Genomic DNA, 26,596 nt, shown 5'->3' with positions numbered 1-26,596 from the left:
GGTGCCATGATGTGCCGATGGGGGACGGTGTCGGCAGGGCTTTGCTGCGCCAGTGGTGGCATCAACGCGATGACTACGACTGGCGCATCGAATTCCTGCGCAGCCGCGGCATGCTGCCGATCCTGCGCTACCTGATCGCCGGCATCGGCGCATTGATGGGCGTGCTCGGCGCCATCAACGCGATCGCGCCGCCGATGGCCGACAGCGCGCTGGTGCGGGTGGGTTGGGCCGCGGTCTCCCTCGGATCCCTGGTGTGGGCGGTGCGGTGGGCGCTGTGGCCGTGGCCGCCCCTGCGTGAATCGACTGCCCTGCTGATCTACGTCGATGTGCTGATCACGTTGTCGGCGATGCTGTTCGGGGATCCGAATCTGGCGATGTCGGGCATGCCCCTGCTGTTGTGCGCCGGCGCGTACGTGGTGTTCTTCCACGGCCCGCGACTGCACCTGGCCCACATCGGCTGGTGTGTGCTGGCCGTCGGTGGGGTCGCGGTGTGGCTGGCGGCGGAAACCCCGGTCGGCGGGCTGCAGGTGGCGGTGTCGCGAGCTTTCATCGCGTTGGTGGTGACCGCGTGCATCCTGCCCGCGCTGCAGTTCGGTTTCTGGTTGCTGCAGGGCAGTTCCAAGCAGTCGCTGACCGATCCGCTGACGGAGCTCACCAACCGGCGCGGATTGTTGGTGTCGATGAAGCGCCTGAACGAGCGCGCTCCGGCCAGCGCCGACCTGTGTGCGTTGCTGATCGACGTCGACGGATTCAAGGCGGTCAACGACACCCTCGGTCACGCCGTGGGCGACGAGGTGCTGATCCGCACCGCCCGCAGAATCCGCCAGAGCGTGCGCAGCGACGCCGTGGTGGTCCGGTGGGGCGGGGAGGAGTTCCTGGTGGTGGACCGGATACCGACAGCTCAGGCCGGCAGCGTGGCCGAGCGGGTTCGTGCGGCGGTGGCGGCACCCGCCAAGCCGACCGTGACGGCGAGCATCGGAGTCGCCGCCAGCGCATCGGGTGCCGACTTGAGCGACGTGATCTGCGCCGCGGACGCCGCGATGTACGAGGCCAAGGCGGGCGGCGGAGACCGGGTCGCGATCGCTGCGACGGTCTCAGCGCTACGCCGCTGAGGTGAAGAACTCCACCAGCCCCCGGGGCGCCTCGGCGTCGAAGAAGATGTCCAGGGTCGCCCATGACTCCCGCGCGGATTCTTCACTGCGCGCGAACATCTCGGCTTCGTAGGTCTCGACGGTCGCGGCGACGTCGCTCGGGTGTTCGGCCAGTGCCATGCCGAGTACGGCGGCGTCGTACATGGCGGAGTTCGCGCCCTCTCCGCCCGGAACGGTCAGATGCGCCGCGTCACCGAGCAGCGTCACCCCGGGCGATGGCGGCCAGTGGTGGTCGTCGGGGAGCGCATAGATGGGGCGGGTGATGGGCGCGGTGTCGGTGTCGGTGATCAGCGCACGCAAAGGCGTTGCCCAGCCGTCGAATTCGGCGGCGACTCGGGCGCTCAGCCGCTCTGTGTCGAACCAGTCGACCGGTCGCTGCAGCGCGACGTAGACGTGCAGCACGCCGCCGGCCTCCCGGTGGGCGATCATGCCCCGCCCGGGTGCCACCGCGTACATCGCGCCCGACCCCACCAGCGCCGCCGCGGCGGGGGTGGCGGGCATCGACGTCGTGCAGGTAGGTCTCGACGAACATGGTGCCCGAATACCTCGGCGTTGCGTCGGACAGCAGCGGCCGAACTTTCGACCACGCGCCGTCGGCACCCACGAGAAGTGTTGTGCTGATCTGCTTTCCGTTGGTGAACACCACATCGTGGCGGCCGTCCCCGCGCGCCTGGACACGGGCCACCTTGTGTCCCCACCGCACGGTTTGCTCGGGCAGTGAGTCGAGCAGGATGCGTCGCAGGTCTCCGCGCAGCACCTCGGGTCGACCGCCTGCGCCGTCGTCGTCCTGCTCGAACAGCACCGATCCGTCGCGATCCACCACCCTCGTCGCCTGCGCGCCCTCATGGATGATCGAGCGGAACTCCTGCGACAGGCCGGCCACCTCGAGAGCGAACTGGCCGGTGCCCGGGTGCAGGTCGAGCTGGCCGCCCTGTGTGCGGCTCTGGGGCGACGGATCGGCTTCGTACACCTTGGCGGTGATGCCGTGCACGTGCAGCACGCGGGCGAGCGTGAGGCCGCCGACGCCCGCGCCGATGATCGTGATGGAGGTGTCCATGGTGTCCCCACTCCGTCCTGGAACAGTGTTCCAAAGGTGTGAGGAAAGCTTGGAACGTTGTTCCAGAAATGTCAAGATGGTTCATGCCTCCGCGCACGTCCCGTCGACACGACGCTCTGTCAACCGACCGCATCGTGGCCGCCGCCGTCGAGATCCTCGACGTCGACGGGGAATCCGCGCTCACCTTCCGAGCACTCGCCGCTCGACTCGCGACCGGCGCCGGCGCCATCTACTGGCACGTCGCCGACAAAGACGCCCTCCTCAGCGCCGTGACCGAGCACGTCGTCTTCCGTGCCTTGCCCGACGACGAGCCCGCCGACGCACCGGACGTCGCGATCCGCGCCGTCGCGCTCGCCATCTTCGACGCCGTCGACGCTCATCCCTGGGCGGGCGCGCACCTGGTGCGCCACCCCTGGCAGCCCGCGATGGTCGAGATCTTCGAACGGGTGGGCCGGCGCCTCACCGCCCTCGGCGTGGTCGATGACGCGCTGTTCTGTGCGGGCTCGACACTGGTGAACTTCATCCTCGGCGTCGCGGGGCAGAACGCCGCCAACGCTCGTCTACGCCCGCCCGGCGCCGACCGTGCCGCACTACTCGACGATGTCGCGGCGCGGTGGCGTCAGTACGACGCCCAGCGGTATCCGATCGTGCATCGGATGGCCGCGCAGCTGCGTGACCACGACGACCGCGAGCAGTTCCTCGCCGGCATCGACATCCTGCTCGCAGGCCTCACGCCGCCGGACCGCTAGTCCGGGAAGTCCAGCGGCACCTGCAGTGTGGTGATCGTGGCTGCGAGTCCGTCGTATTGCGCTGTGAGCAAACAGAATTCGATGAGCTGAGCGGGTGAGTAGTGGCGGGCCAGCGCCTGCCACGTCTGCGGGGATACACCGCGCGTGACGACGAACTCGTCGGTGGCGGTGAGCAGGGTGCGCTCCCGCTCGGTCAACCCGTCGGAGTCGGGTCCGGCGAAGATCGCGGCCTGCGTCGCCGCGTCCACGCCGCGGGAGCGCGCCAGCCGGCGATGCTGCTGGAGCTCGTACTCGCAGTCGCGCAGATGCCCCACGCGCAGGATCACGAACTCGGCGTCGCGCCGCGAGAGCTTCCCGGCGCCCAGCAGATACCCCGAGAGTGGCAGCCACACCAGGAACAGCGTGCGGTGCCGGCCCAGTACGTTCATCAGGCTGAACCGGGGCCGGCGGATGCCGCGGGCGCCGACCTTGGCGATCGCCCAGTTGACGGGGCCGAGCTCCTTGAAGCCGCCGGGTGCGATGCGTTCAGTGCTCATGACTGCCTCACCAGGTACGGGGACACCGTCGAGCGGTGTTCGTCGATGTCGAGTGCGCGGCCGAGCGCGGGGAAAGCCCGCTGAGGGCAGTTGTCCCTCTCGCAGACGCGGCATCCGGCGCCGATGGGCGTCGCTGAAACCTTGGGGTCACCACTGAGGTCGAGCCCTTCCGAGTAGACCAGCCGATGCGCGTGCCGTAGTTCGCAGCCCAGGCCGATCGCGAACGTTTTACCCGGCTGACCATAGCGCGAGGCACGCCGCTCCACCGTGCGCGCCACCCACATGTAAGCCCTGCCGTCAGGCATCTCCGCGATCTGCACACTGATCTTGCCGGGGTAGGCGAACGTCTCGTAGACGTTCCACAGCGGGCAGGTTCCGCCGCTGGACGAGAAGTGAAAACCTGTGGCGGACTGGCGTTTCGACATGTTGCCCGCGCGATCGACCCGGACGAACGAGAACGGCACGCCGCGCATCGACGGCCGCTGCAGCGTGGACAGCCGGTGGCAGATCGTCTCGTAACTCGTCGAGTAGTAGGCAGACAGTCTCTCGACGTCGTAGCGGAAGCTCTCGGCGACGTCGTGGAACTGGGCGTAGGGCAGCACCGTCGCGGCGGCGAAGTAGTTGGCCAGGCCGAGGCGGGCGAGCCTGCGGGATTCATCGCTGGTGAAATGGCCCTCGTCGGTCAGCTTGTCGATCAGATCCCCGTATTCGAGATAGGCGAGTTCGGCGGCCATCCGGAACACGCGCTGTCCCATCGAGAGGTGGGCGCCGATCTCCAGCGTCTTGGTCGCGGGATCGAAGCGGTGCAGTACCCCTTCGCCGAGGTCCTGGCGACGGATGATGCGCACCCCGTGGACGAAGCGCAGCCGGTCGGACAGGTCACCGGCCAGCTCGCCGCGCTGCACCCGCATCCCCGCCGTCAGCTCCTCGGCGGCGGTGTCGAGCTCGTGGAGGTAGTTCTGCCGCTGGTAGAAGTAGTCGCGCACCTCCTCGTGCGGCATCGAGATCGATCCGGTGCCACTTTCCCCGGGGTTCACGGTGGCGACGTTGAACCGGCCCTCGGTGGCCGCGGCCAGCTGGGTCGTCGTCAACTGGTAACGACGGTGCAGGTTCACCATCGCGCGCGCGAGATCAGGATGCGCGCCCACCATCTCGGCCACTTCGGTGGCGCCCACGTCGACGTCGAGATCACGGTCCATCAGGACTTCGCGCAGCTCGGCGATCAGGCGGGTGTCGTCCTGGGAGGCGAAGAACGTGGCGTCGACGCCGAACACCTCGGTGATGCGCAGCAGCACCGCCACCGTCAGCGGCCGCACGTCGTGCTCGATCTGGTTCAGATAGCTGGGGGAGATGTCGAGCATCTGAGCCAGCGCCGCCTGACTGAATCCGCGCTCGCTGCGCAGCTGGCGCACCCGTGCTCCGACGTATGTCTTGGCCACGTCGAACCAGCGTAGCCGCCCCTTGCTAATCCCGTATTCGCAGAATTCGCATGCCCCACCTGTGTGGCATCATCAGGTGTCGTGAGCTTGGCCAAGACGATGATGCCGGTGCCCGACGGGCATCCGGATGTGTTCGACATCGAGTGGCCGCTGCGCGTTGCCGACGTCGATCGTGAAGGCCGGCTGAAGTTCGATGCGGCGACCCGGCACATCCAGGACATCGGCACCGATCAGCTACGCGAGATGGGTTACGAGGAGACCCATCCGCTATGGATCGTGCGCCGCACCATGATCGACATGATCGAGCCGGTCGTGTTCAAGGACATCCTGCGGCTGCGCCGCTGGTGCTCGGGCACCTCGAACCGCTGGTGTGAGATGCGGGTGCGCATCGAAGGACGTAAGGGCGGTCTCGTCGAATCCGAGGCGTTCTGGATCAACATCAACCGGGAGACCCAGGGGCCCGCGCGGATCGCCGACGACTTCATCGAGGGGCTGCGACGCACCACCAGCGAGGGCCGGCTGCGATGGAAGGCCTACCTGAAGGCAGGGTCGCGCGAGGACGCCGAGCTCGTCCGCGACTATCCGGTCCGGGTCAGCGACATCGACATCTTCGACCACATGAACAACTCCGTGTACTGGTCGGTCGTGGAGGACTATCTGCACTCCCACCCCGAGCTGATGCGGGTGCCGTTGCGGGTGACCATCGAACACGATCTGCCGGTCGCGCTCGGCGACAAGCTGGAGATCCTGCAGCACACGTATCCGGCCGGATCGACCGAGATGTTCGGCGCGGAGCTCACCGATCGCAGTGTTACAACGCTCACATATGCGGTCGGCGATGACGTCAAAGCGGTCGCCGCGATCTTCCCACTCTGAATCGCTTCACCAAACAGTACGAGCGTACTGACCTGCGACAATCGTTTACCCGCCGGTAACTTCTGAACCGGTTCAGGCGTTAGACATCTTCGCAACCTTCGCAATATCCGCTCCCGCGTTGGCGAAAGTTTACAACCGAAAGTGGTGGACCTGCGGTTATGCCGTGATGCATCCTCGTCTTAGCAGTCCGGTGAAGACGCTGGAACGTTAACAACCGTTTGAAGGAGTGGGTCACCTCATGACCAAGTCGACCGTGGGCACGCCGAAGTCCCCCGAACAGATCCAGCACGACTGGGACCACAACCCCCGCTGGAAGGGCATCACCCGCACCTACACGCCCAAGGACGTCGTCGCCCTGCAGGGCACCGTCGTCGAAGAGGCGACGCTCGCCCGCCGTGGCGCCGAGGTGCTGTGGGAGCAGCTGCACGAGATGGACTTCGTGAACTCGCTAGGCGCCCTGACCGGCAACATGGCCGTGCAGCAGGTGCGCGCCGGCCTGAAGGCCATCTACCTGTCCGGGTGGCAGGTCGCCGGTGACGCGAACCTCTCCGGTCACACCTACCCCGACCAGAGCCTGTACCCGGCCAACTCGGTGCCGCAGGTCATCCGCCGCATCAACAACGCGCTGCTGCGCGCCGACGAGATCGCCAAGGTCGAGGGTGACACCTCGGTCGAGAACTGGCTGGCCCCGATCGTCGCCGACGGCGAAGCCGGCTTCGGTGGCGCGCTGAACGTCTACGAGCTGCAGAAGGCGATGATTGCCGCCGGTGTCGCCGGATCGCACTGGGAGGACCAGCTGGCCTCGGAGAAGAAGTGCGGCCACCTCGGTGGCAAGGTGCTGATCCCCACCCAGCAGCACATCCGCACGCTGACCTCGGCCCGCCTCGCGGCCGACGTCGCCGACGTCCCGACCGTCGTCATCGCCCGTACCGATGCCGAGGCCGCGACGCTCATCACCTCCGACGTCGACGAGCGCGACCAGCCCTTCATCACCGGTGACCGCACCGCCGAGGGCTTCTACCGCGTCAAGAACGGTCTCGAGCCCTGCATCGCCCGCGCCAAGGCCTACGCGCCGTACTCCGACCTCATCTGGATGGAGACCGGCACCCCGGACCTGGAGCTGGCCAAGAAGTTCGCCGAGGGCGTCAAGAGCGAGTTCCCGGACCAGATGCTGGCCTACAACTGCTCGCCGTCGTTCAACTGGAAGCAGCACCTCGACGACGACACGATCGCCAAGTTCCAGCGCGAGCTGGGCGCGATGGGCTTCAAGTTCCAGTTCATCACCCTCGCCGGCTTCCACGCCCTCAACTACTCGATGTTCGATCTGGCCTACGGCTACGCCCGCAACCAGATGAGCGCCTACGTCGAGCTGCAGGAGCGCGAGTTCGCCGCCGAAGAGCGCGGCTACACCGCCACGAAGCACCAGCGCGAGGTCGGCGCCGGCTACTTCGACCGGATCGCCACCACCGTGGACCCGACCTCGTCGACCACCGCACTCGCGGGCTCGACCGAAGAGGGCCAGTTCCACTAAGAGTCACTGTTGATAGCGTCAGGCCCCGTCCGTGTCATGCGGCCGGGGCCTGATCGCTGTGAAGGAGATCGTGTGAGCATCGAACGAGTCGGCGTCGTCGGCGCCGGGCAGATGGGCGGCGGTATCGCCGAGGTGTGCGCCAAGGGCGGGGCGCATGTCGTCGTCTACGAACCGTCCGCGGAGCTGGTGGAAGCCGGCCGGGCCCGTATCACCGCGTCGCTGGAACGGGCCAAGGCCAAGGGCAAGCTGGCGGCCGATGATTTCGAGATCACGCAGGCGCGGCTCGTCTACACCAGCGACCTCGCCGACCTGGCCGACCGCCAGCTGGTGATCGAGGCGATCGTCGAGAACGAGGCCGTCAAGGCCAAGGTCTTCGCTCAGCTCGACGAGATCGTCACCGACCCCGAAGCCGTCCTCGCGTCGAACACCTCCAGCATCCCGATCATGAAAATCGCTGCGGCGACCAAGAATCCGAGCCGTGTGTTGGGTCTGCACTTCTTCAACCCGGTGCCGGTGCTGCCGCTGGTCGAGGTGATCAACACGCTGGTGACGTCCAATGAGGCGATCGCGCGGGTCGAAACGTTCGCCGGGGAGACGCTGGGCAAGAAGGTGGTTCGCTGCGGCGACCGCTCGGGCTTCATCGTCAACGCCCTGCTGGTGCCGTATCTGCTGTCGGCGATTCGGATGGCCGAAGCCGGAGTGGCGAGCGTCGAGGACATCGACACCGCCGTCGTCGCGGGGCTCTCGCACCCGATGGGTCCGCTGCGGCTCTCGGACCTGATCGGCCTGGACACCATGAAGCTGATCGCGGACTCGATGTACGACGAGTACAAGGACGCGCATTACGCGCCGCCGCCGCTGCTGCAGCGGATGGTCGAGGCCGGGCAGCTGGGCAAGAAGACGGGCCAGGGCTTCTACACGTACTGAGCAGTTCGCCGAGTGCACGCTTTCTGACGAGTTCTCCCACACTTGTCATCACAATGGGTGCACTCGGGAACCGAACAGGGTTCCCGCGCGCCTAACACGGTGTGGGGGACATCATCGTGGGCTCGGAAGCACTCGCTGCCGGCACGGTCACGCGTCAGGATCTGCGGCGCAGATACTCCAAGCTGCACCACAACGTCTACGCACCAACACGGATGGCGCTGACGCCGCAGGACCGCGCCTACGCAGCCTGGCTATGGTCTGGCCGCCGCGGGACGCTTGCGGGTCTGTCGGCCGCGGCGATGCACGGCTCCCGTTGGATACCAAGCGATCAGCCGGCCGAGCTCACCCGCGTGCGATGCGGAAGCCCACCGGGCATCGCGATCCACCAGGAGAGCCTCCTCGACGACGAAGTCTGTCTGGTGCAGAGCATCGACTGCACGACCGTGGCGCGCACGATCTTCGACATCGGCCGTCGAATCCCCGGCGATGAGGGGGTGATTCGCATCGACGCGCTTCTCAACGCGACCCGAGCTCCGGTCGACGACGTGGCCGTCGTCGCGTCCCGTCACGCTGGCGCACGCGGAATCCGCCGCCTGCGGCATGCCCTCGCACTCGTCGACGGTGGCGCCGAGTCCCCGCAGGAGACGCGGGTCCGTCTCATCCTCATACAGGCTGGTGCACCTGTACCTCAGACTCAGATACCGATCCGCAATGCCGCAGGTCGTGTGGTTCGGCGCATCGACATGGGCTGGCCGGACTATCGGGTGGGCGTCGAATACGACGGTGAGCAGCATTGGACCGATGCGACAGCGCACGCCGAGGACATCAACCGGCTCGACTTCCTGGCCGAGCAGGGCTGGATCATCGTGCGCGTCAGCGCGCGGCATCTGCGCTTCGCGCCTGACGACATCTGGTTGCGCGCCCGGGCGGCCCTCATCCGACGCGGCTGGCCGGGGTGCTGACGCCGAATGCACGGTTTGTGACGAGAAGTGCGAGAAGCCTCGTCAGAGACCGTGCACTCGGCGCCAGAAGCCGAACCCTCAGGCCTGCGCCAGCCGCTTCTTCTCCGCCGCCACGTCGAAGTCCGGCGGCGGCCAGGACATGTTGAGCCGCTTGAGCGCCTCGATCATCAGCTCGGTGATCGCCAGCCGGCTGTACCACTTCTTGTTGCAGGGCACCACATGCCAGGGCGCGTAGTCGGTCGACGTCCGCTCCAGCATCGCCTGGTAGGCCTCCTGGTAGGCCGGCCATTTCAACCGCTCGTCGATGTCGGCGGGGTTGTACTTCCAGTATTTGTCCGGCCGCTCGAGGCGTTCGGCCAGCCGCTTCTTCTGCTCGTCGAGCGAGACGAACATCGCGACCTTCACCACCGTGGTCCCGTTGTCCACCAGCTCGCGCTCGAACGCGTTGATCTCGTCGTAGCGGGGCTCCCACACATCCGGCGGTACCAGGTTGTGCACGCGCACGATCAGCACGTCCTCGTAGTGGGAGCGGTCGAAGACCCCGATGTGGCCGGCCGTCGGCAGCGCGTTGCGGATGCGCCACAGGTAGTGGTGTGACAGCTCCTCGGCGGTCGGCTTGCCGAAGCTGCGGTACTGCACGCCCTGCGGATTGCAGCCGCCCACAACATGTTTGACGATCCCGCCCTTGCCTGCGGTGTCCATGCCCTGCAGTACCAGCAGCACCGATCTCGTGTCACCCGAGCGGCTGTTGGCGTAGAGCATCTCCTGCAGCTCGGCGAACCGGACGTTGCGCTCTTCCTGAAGCGTCGGCGCATCGGCTTTGCGGCCGCGGAATCCCGGCGTGGCTTCGGCGTCGATGTCGGCGACCCGGTCCCCGGCGGAGAACCTCAACAGGGAATGCGGTTCGTGCGACCACAGCGACGGGAGATCCAAGGGCTCGCTCACCGATCTAGTCAAGCAGTCGGGGCGGGAGTTCGGGGGACGGATGATCGTCGGAGCGGAATCTCTGCAGCGATCCGCCGACCTCGACGATGCCGCACAGGGCGCTCCAGGACAGCATCGTCAGGTAGTCGATCAGCTCGTCGGAGCTCATCCGCGGATTCGACATCCACGAGTGCGTGGCCAGCTGCACCCCACCCACGATGTGATACGCCCACGGGTCGACGCCGCCGGTGTCCATGCCTACCGACACCATCCGCCGGCGCAGCATCACCGCGAGCATGCGCGCGATGATCGCTTCGGAGTTCGCGACGGCCTTGCTCTTGCTCGCCGAGTTGTTGGCCATCACGAACCGGTAGGGCTCGGGCTCGTTCGCGACGGTTTCGACGTAGACGCGAATGACTTCCCGCGTCAGGGCGTATCCGTCCAGATTCGACGACAGCGCGGCGGCCATGTTGGGGATCAGCGTGGTCTGCGCGAAGCGCATCATCACCGCGGTGGTCAGGTCGTTCTTGTCGACGAAGTAGCGGTACAGCACCGTCTTGGACACGCCGATGTCCGCGGCGATCTCGTCCATGCTGACGTTGCTGCCGAGGCGGCGAATGGCATCCAGCGTGCCATCCACCAGTTCGTTGCGGCGCTCGACCTTGTGCCGATGCCAGCGCCGTTTACGCCCATCGGTCTTGATCGCCACCGGCGGGGAGTGTTGTGCCACGTTCGCGGTGATCCGTTCCTTCGTCCTCGTCGATAATACGGTGGTCGGCGGTTCGGAGTTGCCCGCGCAGGGAAGATGGAGGCGTGGCTCATCGAGTGAACGTCCCTGACGCCGGGCAGCGCCCCCGTGCGAGCTTTGCCGAGAAACTCGCCGGCGCCGATTCGGAGGCCGACGCGGAACGTCGGCGTGCGCTGCGGCGGATGAAGGCCGTCGCGTTGAGTTTCCTGATCGGCGCCTCGGTGGTCTTCCTGCTGTGCACCTGGGCGCAGACCCAGGGCGCGCCTGGGTGGGTGGGTTACGTTCGGGCGGCCGCCGAAGCCGGCATGGTCGGCGCGTTGGCGGACTGGTTCGCCGTCACCGCGCTGTTCAAGCACCCACTCGGCCTGCCAATCCCGCACACGGCGATCATCAAGCGCAAGAAAGACCAGCTCGGCGAGGGTCTGTCCACCTTCGTCCGGGAGAACTTCCTGTCGCCGGAGAACGTCGAGACCAAGCTGCGCGACGCCGATGTCGCCAGCCGCACCGGCAAGTGGCTGGCCGAGCCGGTGAACGCCGAGCGGGTCGCCGCGGAGGTGTCGACGGTGGCCCGGGTGCTGGTGGAGATGCTGCGCGACGAGGACGTGCAGCAGCTGCTGGACCGGATGATCGTCAAGCGCATCGCCGAACCGCAGTGGGGGCCGCCGGTCGGTCGGGTGCTGTCCTCGCTGCTGGAGGAGGGGCGGCAGGAAGCGCTGCTGCAGCTGCTCGCCGATCGCGCGTTCCAGTGGTCGCTGGGGGCCGGCGAGGTCATCGAGCGGGTCATCGAACGCGATTCGCCGACGTGGTCGCCGCGCTGGGTGGATCACGTGGTGGGGGATCGCATCCATCGGGAGTTGATGGACTTCACCGACAAAGTGCGGCGCAATCCCGATCACGAGCTGCGCCGGTCGGCGACGAAGTTCCTCTTCGAGTTCGCCGATGACCTGCAGAAGGACGAGGCGACGATCCAGAAGGCCGAGAACGTCAAGGAGCAGATCATGGCCCGCGACGAGGTGGCCAGGGCGGCCGAGACCGCGTGGACGGCGGCCAAGCGGATCATCCTGGAATCCGTCGACGACCCGTCCTCGGCGTTGCGGGCCCGCATCGCCGACACCGTCGTCCGGATCGGGGAATCCCTGCGCGACGACTCCGCGCTGCGGGACAAGGTCGACAACTGGGTGGTGCGCGGGGCGCAGCATCTTGTGAGTCAGTACGGCGCCGAGATCACGACGATCATCACCGACACGATCGAGCGCTGGGACGCCGACGAGGCCAGCCGCCGCATCGAGTTGCACGTCGGCCGTGACCTGCAATTCATCCGGATCAACGGCACCGTGGTGGGCTCGCTCGCGGGCCTGGCCATCTACACGATCGCGCAGCTACTGTTCTGACCTGCGCTAACTGAGTGCTTGCAAAAGTTAGCACTCCGTCGTACCGTGGAATGGTCGGTCATTCGGATACCCACGGCAGCGAAGGAGGCGAGCCATGGCACAGGACGAGAACCTCGCCGCGGTCGTCACCAACGCCGCTTCGGACATCGGCAGCTTCATCCGATCCCAGCGAGAGGCCGCGCACGTGTCTGTGCGGCAGCTCGCCGAGAAGGCCGGTGTCAGCAATCCCTACCTCAGCCAGATCGAGCGGGGATTGCGCAAACCCTCGGCGGACGTGCTGAACCAGATCGCCAAAGCGCTGAGGGTGTCGGCGGAGGTGCTCTACATCCGGGCAGGGATCCTTGAGCCCAGTGAGACGAACCAGGTGCGCGACGCAATCATCACCGACACGGCGATCAATGAGCGGCAGAAGCAGGTGCTGCTCGACATCTACTCCTCGTTCTGTCAGCAGAACGAGGCGGCACTGCTCGAGGCTGCCGCCCAGGCGGATCAGCCCCCATCCGAAGACGATCAGAGCCTTCTGCAGATCACCGAATCACCTCACGAATCACCCCAGACCTCTGTCCCCCAGTGAAAGGAAGCACCATGGCTGAGAAGAACCAGCTCGACATCGACGACCTGAAGGCCCCGCTGCTCGCCGCCGTCGGCGCTGCGGACCTCGCACTCGAGCGCGTCAACGAGATCGTCGCGACGCTGCGCGAGCGCGCCGGCGACGCCCGCTCCGACGCCGAGACCCGCGTCGAAGAGAGCCGCGCCCGCATCAACAAGCTGCAGGAAGATCTGCCGTCGCAGATCGACGACATCCGCGAGAAGCTGAACTCCGACGAGCTGCGCAAGTTCGCCGAGAGCTACGCCGAGAACGCGCAGTCGGCCTACAACAAGCTGATCGAGCGCGGCGAGGCCGCCCTGGAGCGTCTGCGCAGCCAGCCGGCCCTGGAGACCGCCGCCACCCGTGTCGAGGAGTACACCGACCAGGCCGTGGAGCTGACCCAGGAAGCGCTGGGCAACGTCGCCTCGCAGACCCGCGCGGTCGGTGAGCGTGCCGCCAAACTGGTGGGCGTCGAGCTGCCCAAGCGTGCGGAGTCGGCCGCCGAGCCGGTGAAGACCGCCGCCAAGAAGGCTCCGGCCAAGGCTCCCGCCAAGAAGGCGCCGGCCAAGGCCACCGCGAAGAAGGCCCCGGCCAAGAAGGCTCCGGCCAAGAAGGTCACCCAGAAGTAAGCCCAGAAGTACGCCCGACTCCCTACCCGGGAAGTCGAAAAGGGGACGTAAGCCGCCTAGGCTGTGGAGCGTGGAGCTCCAAGGCCTTGTGGTTTACGTCCTCTTCGCGTTGAAGATCGCGGTACTGGTGACGACGGCGTACGCGTTCGTCCACTCGGCGATGCAGCGAACGGACGCCTACCCCGCGGCCGACAAGCTGACCAAGCCCGTCTGGCTGGTGATCCTCGGCGTGGCAGGCCTGCTCGCCCTGGTGCTCGGAATCACCGGTGTCGCGATCGCCGCGGTGGCCGCCGGCGTGTACCTGGTCGACGTCCGTCCCAAAATCCTCGAGGTGCAAGGAAAGTCGCGCTAGTGCGGCGCAGCCTGATCGCCGCGGGATGCCTCGCCGCGGCAGCACTCGGCCTCGCGCCGACTGCCCCGCACGCCTCAGCGACGCCGGTCCTGCAGCCGCCGCCCTACATCGATCACGTGACGTGGGCCAAGTGGGGAGACCTCTCGAGCCTGCGGGTGTATCCCACACCGTCCGGGCGCGACACCTCGGGCCGGCCCGGCACCGCCGCGCAGGCCGACGAAGCCTGGGGTGAGGTGCTCGCCCTGTCGCCCGACGCCGCGATCGCCGGGATGAAAGAGCAGTTCATCTGCCATTGGCGGTTCGCCGAGATCGCCGAGCCGGGCAAGGTGAGCTGGAACCTCGAACCGTGGCGCCCGGAGGTCAGCCCGGATCAGATGATGGCCGCCCGGTGCAATCCCGGCGGCACTGAAGAACCGTTCTGATGGGCTACACACGCGCCGACGTCGCGGCCGTCGTCGACCACACGCTGCTCAAACCCGAAGCGACGGAAGCCGACATCGTCGCGCTGCTCGCCGAGGCCGCCGAACTCGGGGTGTACGCGGTGTGCGTCTCGCCGCCGTTCGTGCCGACGGCGGTGGCGCTGGCCGCCGGCCGGACCGTGGCGGCCGTGGTGGGTTTCCCGTCGGGCAAACATCTTTCGGTGATCAAAGCGCATGAGGCCGCTGTCGCGCTCGAGAGCGGTGCGGCGGAGATCGACATGGTCATCGACGTCGGCGCAGCGATAGGCGGCGAACTCGACGTGGTGCGCGCCGACGTCGCCGCGGTCCGCGACGCCGCGCCGGGCGCGGTGCTGAAGGTGATCGTCGAATCCTCGGCCCTGGTGGAGTTCGGCGGCTGGCCGCTGCTGACCGACGTGTGCCGGGTCGCCGAGGACGCAGGCGCGGATTTCGTCAAGACCTCCACCGGTTTTCACCCCTCCGGCGGCGCCTCGGTGCGTGCCGTCGAGGTGATGGCCGCTGCGGTCGGCGGCCGGCTCGGTGTCAAAGCCAGCGGCGGCATCCGGTCGGCCACCGATGCGGCGGCCATGCTGAACGCGGGTGCGACGCGCCTCGGACTGTCGGGGACGCGGGCCGTGCTGGATGGCTTGGGTTAGAAACGGCTTGGGTTAGAAACGGCTTGGGTCAGAAGTTCCCGAAGCAGGGATCGTCGGTCTGCTTGGGCATCGATGCGTTCTGCGTCGACAGTCGGCTCTGCACACCGCTGTCGGTGACCGAGACCGAGTCCGCCTTGATGTCCATCGGATAGTCCTTGGTCAGCGTCGCTGTGAACGCATCCAGTGCCGGCTGTACCGACTCGCGCGGCAACGTGAAGCCCAGTCCGGTCACCTTCTGCACGGACAGCGAAATCGCGCCGTCGACGACCTGAGGCTTGGCCGTGATGCTGCCCAGCGGGCCTTCGAGTTCGATCGTGCCCTCGCTGGCGTTGGTGCTGACCCCGGACACGAAGCTGCCGATCAGCGGGATCGCGCCCTGGATCGTCTGCTTGATCCCGTCGGCCGACCAGTCGATGGTGGCCACCAGCGAACCGACCGTCCCGCTCGAGTTCGCGCTGTCCTGCAGGCGCACGTCGTTGATGTCGAGGTTGAGCTTCATGCCCTTGGCCTCGCGGACCTGGTTGCCCGCCGTCTCGATGTGGATGTTCGTGTAGTGCCCGGTCATGTGCTGCATCAGGAACGGCGGCAGCACCCCGAACGACGCGGTGGCCTTGTCCTGGACCACGCATTCGACGGTGGAGGCGACCACGGTGTCCGCCCGGTTGCGCGCGTACAGCTCGCCGCCGAGCAGGCCGGCCAGTACGAGGGCGACGACGATCACCGCGACCAGCACGATGGACAGCGGATCGCTGAAGAACTTCTTGAGCTTCGCCGGCAACGCGGATCCTTTCTGGGCCGAACCTTTCTGCGGGGGTACGGGCGGTGGGCCGGGCTGCGGTTGCGGACGGGCCCAGGGATCGGTCATCCCAGGGATTCTGCCCTACCCAGGTGAGGTGAACCTGAGCGGTTGTCCATGACCGCGACGGCGGCGCGGGCGGCCCGGGCCGCCTCGACGTCCACGTCGTGGAGCAGCAACGCGGGGTCGGAACCGGCTGCGACCAGGACCTCACCCAGCGCCGATGCCACCACACTGCCGCCGACGCCGGTGGGTCCGTGCGCTGCGATCTCGTCGCCCGGGTAGGCCTGGCCGACGGCGGCGACCACCGTGGAGGTGTCGATCGCCCTGGCGCGCGCCAGCAACGTCCACTGGTCGAGCTTGCCCGGCCCGGTGCCCCACGAGGCGTGCACGGTGATGACGTCGGCGCCCCGGGCAGCGAGCTCGACGTACAGCTCGGGGAAGCGGATGTCGTAACACAGCGTCAGCCCGACCGTCAGCCCGGCGACGACGATCGTCACGGGCTCCGTGCCCGGGGCGACCGTCCTCGACTCGGTGAAACCGAACGCGTCGTACAGGTGGATCTTGTCGTAGCGGACGTCGACGTCCGGGCCGGTGGCGATCAACGTGTTGGTCACACGTCCGTCCCCCGAGGGCACGAACATGCCGGCGGCGACGACGATGCCGGCCCGTTGCGCGATGCGGCGGACCCCGTCGGCCCACGGCCCGTCGAACGGTTCGGCAATCGGCGCCAACGGCACCCCGAAACGGCACATCGTGGCCTCGGGGAACAGCACCAGGTCGGCCCCGGAGTCAGCGGCCAGGTGCGTCTGCTCCTCCACCAGGGTGAGGTTGGTGCCCGGATCGGCGGTACTGCGGATCTGGGCCAGCGCGATACGCATGCCGCCAGCCTAGTTACGGACCCCAGGCCGGACGGTTCGCCTTGGCGGCCTTCTTGCCGAGTTTCCCGGAGTTGATCTGCGCGGCCAGGCTGTCGAGGATCACCCGCGAGCTCAGCAGCGCGGTCTGCTCGGCCCAGTCATACGGCGGCGAGCATTCGACGACCTCGATGCCGGCCAGGCCGGGTTCGGAGATCATCTTGACCAGGTTGAGCGCCTCGCGGGGGAGCAGGCCACCGGGCTCCGGCCAGCCGGTGCCCGGTACGAACCCGGCGTCGATGACGTCGATGTCGAACGACAGGTAGACCGCCTTGGCGTCCTTCCACGCGATCTCGAGGGCCATCTCCGCGATCTTCTCGATGCCCACCCGCTCCACGTCGCCGACGGTCATCACGGTCGACTTGCGTTGACGGCCCACCTGCACACCCTCGCGGGGGCTCTGCCAGCCGCCGATCCCGATCTGCACCAGGTTGGTCGCGGGGGCGTTCTTGATGTTGGTGGCGTGGAACCACGGCGTGGTGTGCATCCGCTCGTCGAGGTCGGTTTCTTGGGTGTCGACGTGGCGGTCGAAGTGGATGATCCCGATGTTGCCGTCCATGTAGGGCGCCAGACCGCGGATGGTGGGGAAGCCGATGGAGTGATCGCCGCCGAGCACGATCGGCATCACGCCCTTGCTCGCGACGTGGGCCATCGCCTGGCTGATCTGGTCGAACGACTTCTCCAGGTTGCCCGGGATTGTGAACACGTCCCCGATGTCGACGATGTTGAGCTGCTCACGCAGGTCCACACCGGTCTCGTAGTTGTAGGTGCCGAACAGGTTGGTGGAGCGGCGGATGCCCTGCGGACCGAACCGGGTGCCCGGACGATAGGTCGCGCCGGCGTCCAGGGGCACGCCGAATACGGCGACCTCGGCGTCCTCGACCTCGTTGACGTCCTCGATGAACGGGCATTTCAGGAAAGTGCCGCGCTCGCCGGCGAAGTGGGGCTTCTCGCCGCGGACGAAGGTGGAGATGGTCCGGTCGTTGATCGTGGGCGCGGCCTCGAGGCCGTAGCTCAGCCCGCGGTCGATCTCCTCCCGCAGACGCCGGTCACCGAGGCGGGCCTCGGCCTGTTGGGCCCACGCGCCTTCGGCGTTGGTCAGGCTCGGATCGGGGCCCGGGAAACTAGATGTCTCGGACATGAGTTCTCCTCACGCGCCGTCTTGTCGCTGACCGGGTACGACGCACCTCGTCCGGGGAGTGGGGTCACCGACTCCTGCACGTCATTGTCAGCACGCTCGCGAGGGCCTGTCCACCGGAGACGGGCACTTCGTCAGACGGGCGCGACCGCCGACCACGGCACGGTCAGCACTCCGTCGCGCAGCGGCCGTCGCGGGGTCGACACTGGAAACCCTTGGGCGGCAAGCATGTCCATCATCGCCCGCCACCGCATGCGGGGGCCGAACACGCCGTGGGCGGCACTGCTGGCCCATGCGCGGTCGGCGGCGGTGAGCAGTGTGTGGATGGGCTGGCCGGGCACGTTGTGGTGGATCAGCACCTTGGGCAGGCGCTCGGCGAGGTCGGAGGGCTTCTCGATCGCGAACGGGTCGCAGGCCAGCGTCAGGCTCACCGCCGCGGCCGCGTCGAGCAGCACCCAGCAGCAACGGCGCCCCAGCTCGTCGCACGTGCCGTCGATGATCAGCCCACCCGGAGCCAGCCCGTCGCGCATCGCCGCCCACGCGCCGGGGACCGCGTCGAGCGGGTATTGCCGCAGCACGTTGAACGCGCGCACCAGAACCGGACGGTGTCCTGCGAGTTCGAAGCCGCCGAGGGCGAAGTCGACCCCGGGCCCGGCTGCGGCGCGGGCGACGTCCACCCGGTGGGGATCGATCTCCAGGCCGAGCACGCGCACGTCGGCGCGCACCTGGCGCAGCCGCACCGCGAGCTCCAGCGTCGTCACCGGCAGCGCGCCGTAACCCAGGTCGACGACGAGCGGGTCGGCGGCGCTCTGCAGGGCGGTGCGCACGCGGGCCGAGTGCACCAGCCATCGGTCGCTGCGCCGCAACCGGTTGTGCCCGGTCGTGCCCCGCGTCACCGCGCCGAGCGGACGGGAGCCGGTCACGGTCGGGCTCAGCTGTTCTCGGCGATCCACACCGTGGTGAACCGTTGTTCGGCGATCAGCAGCTCGACCAGTTGCTGGCCGATGAAGTTCTCGATCTTGCCGCCCACCAGGGGCACCCGGACCTCGACCGTCGCCCGGAACGCCAGGCGGGAACCGGGCCCGGCGGGCTCCAGCACGGCGTTTCCCGTCAACCCGGCCGGGGCTCGGGGGATGGACCCGGACACCGCCGCCGAGGTCCGGCCCTCGACGACGGGGGCCCAGCGTTCCTCGCGGACGAAGCTGAGATCCCCGCGGTGGAACTGGGTGACGACGGCGGGGAGCCGGTCGGCGCGCAGCGTCTGCGTGGTCTTGATCCGCAAGCCGCCGTCGTCGCCGACCGTCATCTCGTCGAGGGTGGCGTGGTCGGCGCCGGAGTCGCCGAGCCGGACCAGCCAGTACTCCTCGTCGCCGAACGCGCGGTGCACCTGTTCGACGGTTCCCCCGTACTCGGCGGTCATGTCGAATGAACGCGGCATGGCAAACCACGCTACCGTTAACGCCCGTGGTCACTTCGTCTATCGCGGGCGTGGCGGTCGCCGAGAATATGCCGCTCGCGCCGCTGACCACGCTGCGTGTCGGGCCGCTCGCGACCCGCCTGATCACCTGCGCCACCACCGAGGGCCTGATCGAGGTGCTGCGCGAGGTCGGGCCGGATGCGCTGATCCTGGCCGGCGGCTCCAACGTGGTCCTCGCCGACGATCTGCGCCCGCCGACGGTGGTGCGGATCGCCACCCGCGGCGTCACCGTCGACGGGCCGCTGCTGCGCGCCGAGGCCGGCGCGGTGTGGGACGAGGTGGTCGCGACGTCGCTGGAGCACGGGCTGGGCGGGCTGGAGTGCCTGTCCGGCATCCCGGGTTCCACGGGTGCGACGCCCGTACAGAACGTCGGTGCGTACGGAGCCGAGGTCGCCGACACCATCAGCAGGGTGCGCCTGCTCGAATGGGAGACGGGCCAGGACCGCTGGGTGACCCCGGACCATCTCCGATTCGGTTATCGCACAAGCATTCTCAAGGGCGCGCCGGTGGCGGTGGTACTCGAAGTGGAGTTCCGGCTCGACCCGGAGGGCCGCAGCGCGCCGCTGCGCTACGGCGAGCTGGCGACCGCGCTGGGTGTGGCGGCGGGGGAGCGTGCCGACCCCGCGCGGGTGCGCGAGACGGTGCTGCGACTGCGGGCCGGCAAAGGCATGGTGCTCGACGCCGCCGACCACGACACCTGGAGCGTCGGCTCGTTCTTCACCAACCCGGTCGTCACCGAGGAGCAGTACCAACGGATCGCCGACCAGGTGGGCGGAACCGTCCCGCGCTACCCAGCTCCCGGTGGGGTGAAGATGGCTGCGGGGTGGCTCGTCGAGCGCGCCGGCTTCGGCAAGGGCTACCCCGGCCCGGACGCCCCCGCGCGCCTGTCGACCAAGCACGCGCTGGCACTGACCAACCGTGGCGGCGCGACGAGCGCGGACGTGATCGCGCTGGCCAGGACGATTCGCGACGGCGTCGCGTCACGGTTCGGGATCGAACTCACACCCGAACCGATTCTGCTCGGGTGCGTTCTCTAGGTACGCTGGCAACACGTGAGCCCTGCCAAACCGATCAACAGGCGGCGAGCGCTTGCCGCTTTGGCGGTCGGCGTCGCCGCGCCGGGCATCCTCGCCGCCTGCCGAAACGACAACGGGACCGCCGCCTCAGGGCAGGCCACCGAGGACGCGCCCCCCGCGCCGGTCCTGAGCTACGAGCCCAAGAACGCGGCGGAGGACGTCGCTCCCACCGCGCGCGTCGCGGTGACGGTCGAGAACGGTTGGTTCCAGAAGATCAGCCTCGCCAACGCCGACGGCAAGGTGGTCGCGGGTGCGCTCAATCGCGACCGCACCGAATTCACCGCGTCCGAACCCCTGGGCTACGGCGTCGAATACCGCTGGGCGGGCACGGTGGTCGGGCAGGACGGCGCATCGGCTCCGGTGAAGGCATCGTTCACCACGGTGAACCCGACCACGCAGGTCAACGGTCAGTTCCAGCTCTCGGACGGGCAGACGGTGGGTGTCGCCGCGCCGATCATCCTGCAGTTCGACGCGGCGATCGCCGACGAGGACCGCGCCACTGTGGAGAAAGCCGTCAAGGTCACCACCACCCCGCAGGTCGAGGGAAGCTGGGCGTGGCTGCCCGACGAGGTGGGCGGCTCCCGCATGCACTGGCGGACCAAGGAGTACTACCCGTCGGGGACCGCGGTTCACGTCGACGCCAAGCTCTACGGCGTGCCGTTCGGGCAGGACGCCTTCGGCGCCACCGACTCGACGCTGGACTTCACGATCGGCCGTCGCCAGGTGGTCAAGGCCGAGGCGTCGAGCCATCGCATCCAGGTGCTCGACGAATCGGGCGCGGTGATCATGGACTTCCCGTGCAGCTACGGCGAGGGCGACCTGGACCGCAACGTGACCCGCAGCGGCATCCACGTGGTCACGGAAAAGTACGAGGACTTCTACATGACCAACCCCGCGGCGGGCTACGCCAACGTGCACGAACGCTTCGCGGTGCGGATCTCCAACAACGGCGAGTTCATCCACTGCAACCCCAACAGCGTCGGCGCGCAGGGCAACACGAACGTCACCAACGGGTGCATCAACCTGAACCTGGAGAACTCGCAGGAGTACTTCAACTCGGCGCTGTACGGCGATCCGGTCGAGGTGAGCGGCACCCGCATCGACCTGTCCTACGCCGACGGCGACATCTGGGACTGGGCGGTGTCCTGGGACGAGTGGACGTCGATGTCGGCGCTGTCGAAAGAGAAGCGGACCGAGCAGATCCCCAGCACCGCACCGGCGACGCCGTCCGATGCGCCGCAGCCGGTCAGCGGCCGCCCCGGCGGCTGAGGCCCATCAGGACCGGCGGTTGAAGCGTGAGCCCGCCGCGCCGCTGACCTGATCTCGCGGTCGCACCACGATCAGATCCAGGTCGACGTGCGACGGGCGGCTGGCCACGAACCCGATCACCTCGGCGATGTCCTCGGCCACCAGCGGCGTGACGCCCTCGTAGACCTTGGCGGCCCGCTCGTCGTCACCCTCGAAGCGGTTGAGCGAGAACTCCGTCTTCACCATGCCGGGCGCGACCTCGGTGAGCCGCACCGGCTGCCCGAGCAGCTCGCTGCGCAGCGTGCGGTGCAGCACGCCCTGGGCGTGCTTGGCCGACGTGTAGCCGGCGCCGTTGTCGTAGATCTCCACCGCGGCGATCGACGTCACCGTGATGATGAGCCCGTCGCCGGAGGCGATGAGCTTGGGCAGCAGTGCACGGGTGACGTGCAGGGTGCCCATCACATTGGCCTCCCACATCCACCGCCAGTGCTCGATGTCGGCGTCGGTCACCGACTCCAGCCCTCGCGCTCCGCCCGCGTTGTTCACCAGCACGTCGACCCGGTCGAGCCGGCCGGCCATCGCCGCCACCGCCTCGGCGTCAGTGACGTCCGCCACAATCGCGGTGCCGTCCAGCTCGGCGGCCAGCGCCGTGATCGGACCCTCGCGGCGAGCCACGCACACCACGTGAAAGCCCTGTGCGGCAAGGGTTCTGGCGGTTGCTTCCCCGATTCCTGCACTGGCGCCGGTGACCACGGCGACGGGGCGGGCATCTGATGGCGTCGTCATGATCCCAACCCTAGGCCCCGTGTTACATTGACGACGTGTTCGGTACCAGTCAGGCAGTCGACGCTGCCCCGCGGCGTGCGTGTTGTTGTTGCGCACCCCGCCGCGCCTGACTGCAGCCCGACGCTCGACAGCGTCTCCCGCGTCGCAGGTGTGGCCCCGCCCCCCTGACAGACCGATCCGGAGACGATTCCATGACCAGCTCGATCCCCGCCCGCTCGCACCGCACTCAGGCGACGAAGAGCAGCCGGCCCGCCCGCATCGCCGATGCGACGCGCTATCCCCAGGCCCTGGTGCACCAGATCGTGCCTCCCGCGCTGCGGATGCCCGAGGCTGCCGCCGCGACGGTGTTCGCCGCGGCGCGCCACCGCGGACCGATCGCGCGCGACGCCATCGCCGGTGTCACCGATCTGTCGATCGCCACGGTGAATCGGCAGGTCACCGCACTTCTCGACGTCGGTCTGCTGCGCGAACGCGCTGATCTGTCCGTCTCGGGCGCCATCGGCAGGCCCCGGGTGCCCGTCGAGGTCAATCACGAACCCTTCCTGGCGCTGGGCGTGCACATCGGTGCGCGGACCACCAGCATCGTCGCGACCGATCTGCTCGGCCGCACCCTCGACGTGGTCGAGACCCCCACCCCGCGCGGCACCCAGGCCGCGGCGCTCACGTCGATCGCGGCCAGTGCGCAGCGCTACCTGAGCCGGTGGCACCGCAGGCGCCCGCTGTGGGTGGGCGTCGCCGCCGGCGGCGTGGTGGACAGCACCACCGGCTACCTCGACCATCCGCGGCTCGGGTGGTCGGATGCGCCGGTGGGTCCGGTGCTCGCCGAGGCGCTCGGCCTGCCGGTGTCGCTGGCCGCCCACGTCGACGCGATGGCCGGTGCCGAGTTGCTGTTGGGGCACCGCCGGGCACCCGGTCGCGCGACGACCAGCCTGTACGTCTACGCACGCGAGACTGTCGGCTACGCCTTGGCGATCGGTGGGCAGGTGCATTCGCCGGCCAGCGGTCCCGGCACCATCGCCGCGCTCCCGGCGCATTCTGAATTGCTCGGCGGCAGTGGTGAATTGGAGTCGACGGTCAGCGACGAAGCCGTGTTGGTGGCCGCGCGAAAGGCGCGCATCGTGCCGGCCGAGGGCCCAGGGTCGACGGTGACCGCGGTGCTGCGCGCCGCCCGCGCGGGCGACGAGGCGGCGGTCGCGCTGGTCACCGAACGCGCCCGCGTTCTCGGCGAGGCCGTCGCGCTGCTGCGGGACATGCTCAATCCCGACGACCTCGTGGTCGGGGGACAGGCGTTCACCGAATACGCCGACGCGATGGGCGTCGTCGAAGAGGCGTTCGCGAGGCGTTCGGTGCTCCCGCACCGCGACATCCGCGTGACGGCCTTCGGCAACCGCGTGCAGGAGGCCGGAGCGGGCATCGTCTCGCTCGGCGGTATCTTCGCCGATCCCGTCGGTGCCATGCGCCGTGCGCAGGCCCGCCGCCCCGAGGTGAGTGCCTGAGCCACAGGGGTGGACATGCCGCGGTGTAGACATGATGTGTGCGCCTGACGACCGACCCCCTGCCTGAGCCGCGCCGGGTGGCGGTGTTGTCCGTGCACACCTCCCCGCTGGCGCAGCCCGGCACCGGTGATGCCGGTGGCATGAACGTCTACGTCCTGCAGACCGCCCTCGAGATGGCGCAGCGCGGCGTCGACGTCGAGATCTTCACCAGGGCGACGTCGTCGACGGATGCGCCGGTGGTGCCGGTCGCCCCCGGTGTGCTGGTTCGCAATGTGGCCGCCGGCCCGTTCGAGGGGCTGGAGAAGAACGACCTGCCCACGCAGCTGTGTGCGTTCACCGCGGGTGTGCTGCGCGCCGAGGCCACCCACGAGCCCGGCTACTACGACATCGTGCACTCGCACTACTGGCTCTCCGGGCAGGTCGGCTGGCTGGCCGCCGACCGGTGGGCGGTGCCCCTCGTGCACACCGCGCACACGCTGGCCGCGGTCAAGAATGCCGCGCTCGCCGACGGCGACACCCCCGAACCGCCGCTGCGCTCGATCGGCGAGCAGCAGGTCGTCGACGCCGCCGACCGGCTCATCGTCAACACCGAACACGAGGCATCGCAACTGGTTTCGCTGCACCACGCCGATCCGGACCACATCGACGTGGTGTACCCGGGCGTCGATCTGACCACGTTCACCCCCGGCGACACCGCCGCCGCCCGCGCCGCGCTCGGCCTGCGCCACGATGTGGCGATCGTGGCGTTCGTCGGCCGCATCCAACCGTTGAAGGCTCCCGACGTGCTGCTGCGCGCCGCGGCTCTGCTGCCCGGTGTGCACGTGGTGATCGCTGGTGGACCGTCCGGGTCGGGCCTGGCGCAGCCCGACGGTCTGGTTCGGCTGGCCGCCGAACTGGGCATCGCCGAGCGCGTGACGTTCCTGCCGCCACAAACCCAAGCCGGTCTGGTCGCGGTGTACCGCGCCGCTGACGTCGTCGCCGTGCCCAGCTACTCGGAATCGTTCGGACTGGTCGCCGTGGAGGCGCAGGCGTGCGGAACGCCCGTCGTCGCCGCGTCGGTTGGCGGCCTTCCGGTCGCGGTCCGCGACGGGGTCAGCGGCGCACTGGTCGACGGGCACGATCCGGCCGACTGGGCCGCCACGCTCTCCCGCGTCCTGGCCGCCGATTCCGAAGCGATGGCGCGCGCTGCCGTCGAGCACGCCGCGGGGTTCTCCTGGGGGCACACGGTCGACGCGCTGCTGGGCAGCTACGGGCGCGCGATCGCCGAGCACCGAGGGCGCCACGTTCCACCCGTCCGCAGGGGCGGGCGTCGGTTCTCGATGAGAAGGGGAGTACGGGCATGACGCCGGAGACCGTGCACGACGTCATCGAGCGCACACTGGTCGAGCACGACCTGCCCTACACCGCCCACAAGGGCGCGGCGGGCGGCCTGCCCGGTCTCGTGGTCGCGCTTCCCGGGGAGCGCAGGCTCACCACCAACACGATCCTGACCGTCGGCGAACACTCGGTGCGCATCGAGGCGTTCGTCTGTCGCAAGCCCGACGAGAACTTCGAGGGCGTGTTCAAGTTCCTGCTCAAGCGCAACCGCCGGCTCTACGGTGTCGCCTACACCCTCGACAACGTCGGCGACATCTACCTCGTCGGCCGGATGTCCCTGTCGTCGGTCACCCCCGACGAGATCGACCGGGTACTCGGCCAGGTCCTCGAGGCCGTCGACAACGACTTCAACACGCTGCTGGAGTTGGGTTTCCGCACGTCCATCCAGAAGGAGTGGGAGTGGCGGGTGTCGCGGGGGGAGTCGCTGAAGAATCTCGAGGCGTTCTCCCATCTCATCGAGGACCACGACAAGAACTGACCCGTGAGAAGATCGGCGCATGGCAGACACCGCGACGCTGATCCTCGTTCGCCACGGCGAGAGCGAATGGAATGCGCTGAACCTGTTCACCGGATGGGTCGACGTCGATCTGACCGAGAAGGGACGTGCCGAGGCGGCCCGGGCGGGTGAGATGATCGCCGGCCTGGACCGGCTGCCCGATGTCCTCTACACCTCGCTGCTGCGCCGGGCCATCACGACCGCGAACATCGCACTCGACAAGGCCGACCGGCACTGGATTCCGGTGCACCGCGACTGGCGGCTCAACGAGCGGCACTACGGCGCGCTGCAGGGACTGGACAAGGCCGAGACCAAGGCGAAGTACGGCGACGAGCAATTCATGGCGTGGCGGCGCAGCTACGACACCCCGCCGCCGCCGATCGAGCCGGGCAGCACCTACAGCCAGGACGCGGATCCCCGGTATGCCGACGTGCCCGGCGGGGCTCCGCTGACCGAGTGCCTCAAAGACGTCGTCGAACGTTTCGTGCCCTATTTCACCGACGTCATCGTCCCCGACCTGCGCAGCGGTAAGACCGTGATGATCGCCGCGCACGGCAACTCGCTACGTGCGCTGGTCAAGCACCTCGACGGGATGTCCGACGACGACGTGGTGGGGCTGAACATCCCGACCGGGATCCCGCTGCGCTACGACCTGGACGACGACCTGAAACCGACCGTAGCCGGGGGCACCTATCTGGACCCGGAGGCCGCCGCGGCCGGTGCTGCGGCGGTGGCCGCCCAGGGCGCCAAGTAGGTCGTCCGCCCGCGCCCGGCGAACAGAAGGTGAACGGCGGTGGGCGCCGGGCCGAACTTCGGTCTCTGAGTGTGTGACTTG

Annotated in this window: 29 protein-coding genes, 1 pseudogene and 1 riboswitch; of the genes and pseudogenes, 18 read left to right on the top strand and 12 right to left on the bottom strand. The window is 68.4% G+C overall.

The window, feature by feature from the left end; all coding sequences use genetic code 11:
• The first annotated feature begins 17 nt into the window (after positions 1–17).
• Positions 18–1,112 carry a GGDEF domain-containing protein gene (locus PGN37_RS02455; RefSeq protein ID WP_335329433.1) on the top strand — a complete coding sequence of 365 codons (1,095 nt, stop codon included), beginning with the start codon at positions 18–20 and terminating at the stop codon, positions 1,110–1,112.
• Here the strand turns inward: PGN37_RS02455 and PGN37_RS02450 are convergent.
• A complete protein-coding gene (locus PGN37_RS02450) occupies positions 1,101–1,652 on the bottom strand; it encodes an FAD-dependent oxidoreductase (RefSeq protein WP_335329432.1) in 552 nt (183 codons plus the stop codon). The two genes, PGN37_RS02455 and PGN37_RS02450, sit on opposite strands and share 12 nt — an antisense overlap.
• Before the next feature lie 118 nt (positions 1,653–1,770).
• A pseudogene (locus PGN37_RS02445) lies at positions 1,771–2,208 on the bottom strand (FAD-dependent oxidoreductase); the annotation flags it as partial.
• A gap of 83 nt (positions 2,209–2,291) precedes the next feature.
• On the opposite strand from PGN37_RS02445, the gene PGN37_RS02440 reads away from it, so the two are divergent.
• Positions 2,292–2,957, top strand: a complete 666-nt coding sequence (locus PGN37_RS02440; protein WP_335329431.1) for a TetR/AcrR family transcriptional regulator — start codon at positions 2,292–2,294, stop codon at positions 2,955–2,957.
• Here PGN37_RS02440 and PGN37_RS02435 read toward each other — a convergent pair.
• Both PGN37_RS02435 and ramB read right to left on the bottom strand, forming a co-directional pair.
• Positions 2,954–3,493 carry a carboxymuconolactone decarboxylase family protein gene (locus PGN37_RS02435; RefSeq protein WP_335329430.1) on the bottom strand — a complete coding sequence of 180 codons (540 nt, stop codon included), beginning with the start codon at positions 3,491–3,493 and terminating at the stop codon, positions 2,954–2,956. The two genes, PGN37_RS02440 and PGN37_RS02435, sit on opposite strands and share 4 nt — an antisense overlap.
• Positions 3,490–4,932, bottom strand: coding sequence for an acetate metabolism transcriptional regulator RamB (gene ramB, locus PGN37_RS02430; RefSeq protein WP_335329429.1), 1,443 nt, complete (start codon positions 4,930–4,932; stop codon positions 3,490–3,492). The genes PGN37_RS02435 and ramB overlap by 4 nt, the downstream gene beginning before the upstream one ends.
• An 81-nt stretch (positions 4,933–5,013) precedes the next feature.
• On the opposite strand from ramB, the gene PGN37_RS02425 reads away from it, so the two are divergent.
• From PGN37_RS02425 to PGN37_RS02410, 4 genes are all read left to right on the top strand, one after another.
• The gene (locus PGN37_RS02425; protein WP_442932831.1) at positions 5,014–5,808 is read left to right on the top strand and encodes an acyl-ACP thioesterase domain-containing protein; all 795 of its coding nucleotides are present in this window, start codon (positions 5,014–5,016) and stop codon (positions 5,806–5,808) included.
• Positions 5,809–6,046: 238 nt separating this feature from the next.
• On the top strand, positions 6,047–7,339 hold the full coding sequence (gene aceA, locus PGN37_RS02420; RefSeq protein ID WP_046365109.1) for an isocitrate lyase: 1,293 nt from the start codon (positions 6,047–6,049) through the stop codon (positions 7,337–7,339).
• Positions 7,340–7,375: 36 nt separating this feature from the next.
• Positions 7,376–8,266 (top strand): 3-hydroxybutyryl-CoA dehydrogenase, encoded by an 891-nt coding sequence (locus tag PGN37_RS02415; RefSeq protein WP_442932830.1) that lies wholly within the window; start codon positions 7,376–7,378, stop codon positions 8,264–8,266.
• A 101-nt stretch (positions 8,267–8,367) separates the two neighbouring features.
• Positions 8,368–9,228, top strand: coding sequence for a hypothetical protein (locus PGN37_RS02410; protein WP_335329427.1), 861 nt, complete (start codon positions 8,368–8,370; stop codon positions 9,226–9,228).
• Between the two features lie 78 nt (positions 9,229–9,306).
• Here PGN37_RS02410 and PGN37_RS02405 read toward each other — a convergent pair whose 3' ends face one another.
• Together PGN37_RS02405 and PGN37_RS02400 are read right to left on the bottom strand one after the other, a co-directional pair.
• Positions 9,307–10,173: a polyphosphate kinase 2 family protein gene (locus PGN37_RS02405; protein ID WP_335329426.1), complete on the bottom strand. Its 867-nt coding sequence runs from the start codon at positions 10,171–10,173 to the stop codon at positions 9,307–9,309.
• A 4-nt stretch (positions 10,174–10,177) separates the two neighbouring features.
• On the bottom strand, positions 10,178–10,882 hold the full coding sequence (locus PGN37_RS02400; protein ID WP_335329425.1) for a TetR/AcrR family transcriptional regulator: 705 nt from the start codon (positions 10,880–10,882) through the stop codon (positions 10,178–10,180).
• Between the two features lie 83 nt (positions 10,883–10,965).
• Between PGN37_RS02400 and PGN37_RS02395 the strand changes: the two genes are divergently transcribed.
• From PGN37_RS02395 to deoC, 6 genes are all read left to right on the top strand, one after another.
• The gene (locus tag PGN37_RS02395) at positions 10,966–12,291 is read left to right on the top strand and encodes a DUF445 domain-containing protein (protein WP_335329424.1); all 1,326 of its coding nucleotides are present in this window, start codon (positions 10,966–10,968) and stop codon (positions 12,289–12,291) included.
• A 94-nt stretch (positions 12,292–12,385) separates the two neighbouring features.
• Positions 12,386–12,865, top strand: a complete 480-nt coding sequence (locus PGN37_RS02390; RefSeq protein ID WP_335329423.1) for a helix-turn-helix domain-containing protein — start codon at positions 12,386–12,388, stop codon at positions 12,863–12,865.
• A gap of 11 nt (positions 12,866–12,876) precedes the next feature.
• Positions 12,877–13,509 carry a heparin-binding hemagglutinin gene (locus PGN37_RS27255; protein ID WP_442932829.1) on the top strand — a complete coding sequence of 211 codons (633 nt, stop codon included), beginning with the start codon at positions 12,877–12,879 and terminating at the stop codon, positions 13,507–13,509.
• 70 nt (positions 13,510–13,579) lie between these two features.
• Positions 13,580–13,861: a DUF2516 family protein gene (locus PGN37_RS02380; protein WP_335329422.1), complete on the top strand. Its 282-nt coding sequence runs from the start codon at positions 13,580–13,582 to the stop codon at positions 13,859–13,861.
• Positions 13,861–14,283, top strand: coding sequence for a DUF2599 domain-containing protein (locus PGN37_RS02375; protein WP_335329421.1), 423 nt, complete (start codon positions 13,861–13,863; stop codon positions 14,281–14,283). The genes PGN37_RS02380 and PGN37_RS02375 overlap by 1 nt, the downstream gene beginning before the upstream one ends.
• On the top strand, positions 14,283–14,954 hold the full coding sequence (gene deoC, locus PGN37_RS02370; protein ID WP_335329420.1) for a deoxyribose-phosphate aldolase: 672 nt from the start codon (positions 14,283–14,285) through the stop codon (positions 14,952–14,954). Before PGN37_RS02375 ends, deoC begins: the two co-directional genes overlap by 1 nt.
• 28 nt (positions 14,955–14,982) lie before the next feature.
• On the opposite strand, the gene PGN37_RS02365 is transcribed toward deoC, so the two are convergent.
• The 5 genes from PGN37_RS02365 to PGN37_RS02345 all read right to left on the bottom strand — a co-directional run bounded on the left by PGN37_RS02365 (position 14,983) and on the right by PGN37_RS02345 (position 19,243).
• Positions 14,983–15,819 carry an LmeA family phospholipid-binding protein gene (locus PGN37_RS02365; protein ID WP_335329419.1) on the bottom strand — a complete coding sequence of 279 codons (837 nt, stop codon included), beginning with the start codon at positions 15,817–15,819 and terminating at the stop codon, positions 14,983–14,985.
• The gene (locus tag PGN37_RS02360; RefSeq protein WP_335329418.1) at positions 15,816–16,631 is read right to left on the bottom strand and encodes a carbon-nitrogen hydrolase family protein; all 816 of its coding nucleotides are present in this window, start codon (positions 16,629–16,631) and stop codon (positions 15,816–15,818) included. The genes PGN37_RS02365 and PGN37_RS02360 overlap by 4 nt, the downstream gene beginning before the upstream one ends.
• Before the next feature lie 13 nt (positions 16,632–16,644).
• The gene (locus PGN37_RS02355; RefSeq protein ID WP_335329417.1) at positions 16,645–17,808 is read right to left on the bottom strand and encodes an agmatinase family protein; all 1,164 of its coding nucleotides are present in this window, start codon (positions 17,806–17,808) and stop codon (positions 16,645–16,647) included.
• A gap of 10 nt (positions 17,809–17,818) precedes the next feature.
• Positions 17,819–17,882: riboswitch (guanidine-III (ykkC-III) riboswitch) on the bottom strand.
• A 57-nt stretch (positions 17,883–17,939) separates the two neighbouring features.
• A complete protein-coding gene (locus PGN37_RS02350) occupies positions 17,940–18,728 on the bottom strand; it encodes a class I SAM-dependent methyltransferase (protein WP_335329416.1) in 789 nt (262 codons plus the stop codon).
• Between the two features lie 8 nt (positions 18,729–18,736).
• A complete protein-coding gene (locus PGN37_RS02345; RefSeq protein ID WP_335329415.1) occupies positions 18,737–19,243 on the bottom strand; it encodes a DUF2505 domain-containing protein in 507 nt (168 codons plus the stop codon).
• A gap of 26 nt (positions 19,244–19,269) precedes the next feature.
• On the opposite strand from PGN37_RS02345, the gene PGN37_RS02340 reads away from it, so the two are divergent.
• Positions 19,270–20,319: a UDP-N-acetylmuramate dehydrogenase gene (locus PGN37_RS02340; RefSeq protein ID WP_335329414.1), complete on the top strand. Its 1,050-nt coding sequence runs from the start codon at positions 19,270–19,272 to the stop codon at positions 20,317–20,319.
• A gap of 15 nt (positions 20,320–20,334) precedes the next feature.
• Positions 20,335–21,627 (top strand): L,D-transpeptidase, encoded by a 1,293-nt coding sequence (locus tag PGN37_RS02335; protein ID WP_335329413.1) that lies wholly within the window; start codon positions 20,335–20,337, stop codon positions 21,625–21,627.
• Between the two features lie 6 nt (positions 21,628–21,633).
• Here PGN37_RS02335 and PGN37_RS02330 read toward each other — a convergent pair whose 3' ends face one another.
• Complete coding sequence (locus tag PGN37_RS02330) at positions 21,634–22,392, bottom strand: SDR family oxidoreductase (RefSeq protein WP_335329412.1); 759 nt, start codon at positions 22,390–22,392, stop codon at positions 21,634–21,636.
• Positions 22,393–22,583: 191 nt separating this feature from the next.
• Here PGN37_RS02330 and PGN37_RS02325 point away from each other — a divergent pair, with 191 nt between their 5' ends.
• Genes PGN37_RS02325 through PGN37_RS02310 form a run of 4 tightly spaced genes read left to right on the top strand, consistent with a single transcriptional unit; the run spans position 22,584 to position 26,515 of the window.
• Positions 22,584–23,888: an ROK family transcriptional regulator gene (locus PGN37_RS02325; RefSeq protein ID WP_335329411.1), complete on the top strand. Its 1,305-nt coding sequence runs from the start codon at positions 22,584–22,586 to the stop codon at positions 23,886–23,888.
• Between the two features lie 38 nt (positions 23,889–23,926).
• Positions 23,927–25,231 carry a D-inositol-3-phosphate glycosyltransferase gene (gene mshA, locus PGN37_RS02320; protein WP_335329410.1) on the top strand — a complete coding sequence of 435 codons (1,305 nt, stop codon included), beginning with the start codon at positions 23,927–23,929 and terminating at the stop codon, positions 25,229–25,231.
• On the top strand, positions 25,228–25,743 hold the full coding sequence (locus PGN37_RS02315; RefSeq protein ID WP_335329409.1) for a YbjN domain-containing protein: 516 nt from the start codon (positions 25,228–25,230) through the stop codon (positions 25,741–25,743). The genes mshA and PGN37_RS02315 overlap by 4 nt, the downstream gene beginning before the upstream one ends.
• Positions 25,744–25,762: 19 nt before the next feature.
• Positions 25,763–26,515: a phosphoglyceromutase gene (locus PGN37_RS02310; RefSeq protein WP_335329408.1), complete on the top strand. Its 753-nt coding sequence runs from the start codon at positions 25,763–25,765 to the stop codon at positions 26,513–26,515.
• Positions 26,516–26,596: the final 81 nt, after the last annotated feature.

The sequence above is a fragment of the Mycobacterium kyogaense genome (assembly GCF_036946525.1).
GTDB lineage: Bacteria > Actinomycetota > Actinomycetes > Mycobacteriales > Mycobacteriaceae > Mycobacterium > Mycobacterium kyogaense_A.
The sequence above is the reverse complement of the archived record's forward strand: the minus strand, read 5'-3'. Positions and strand labels throughout refer to the sequence as shown.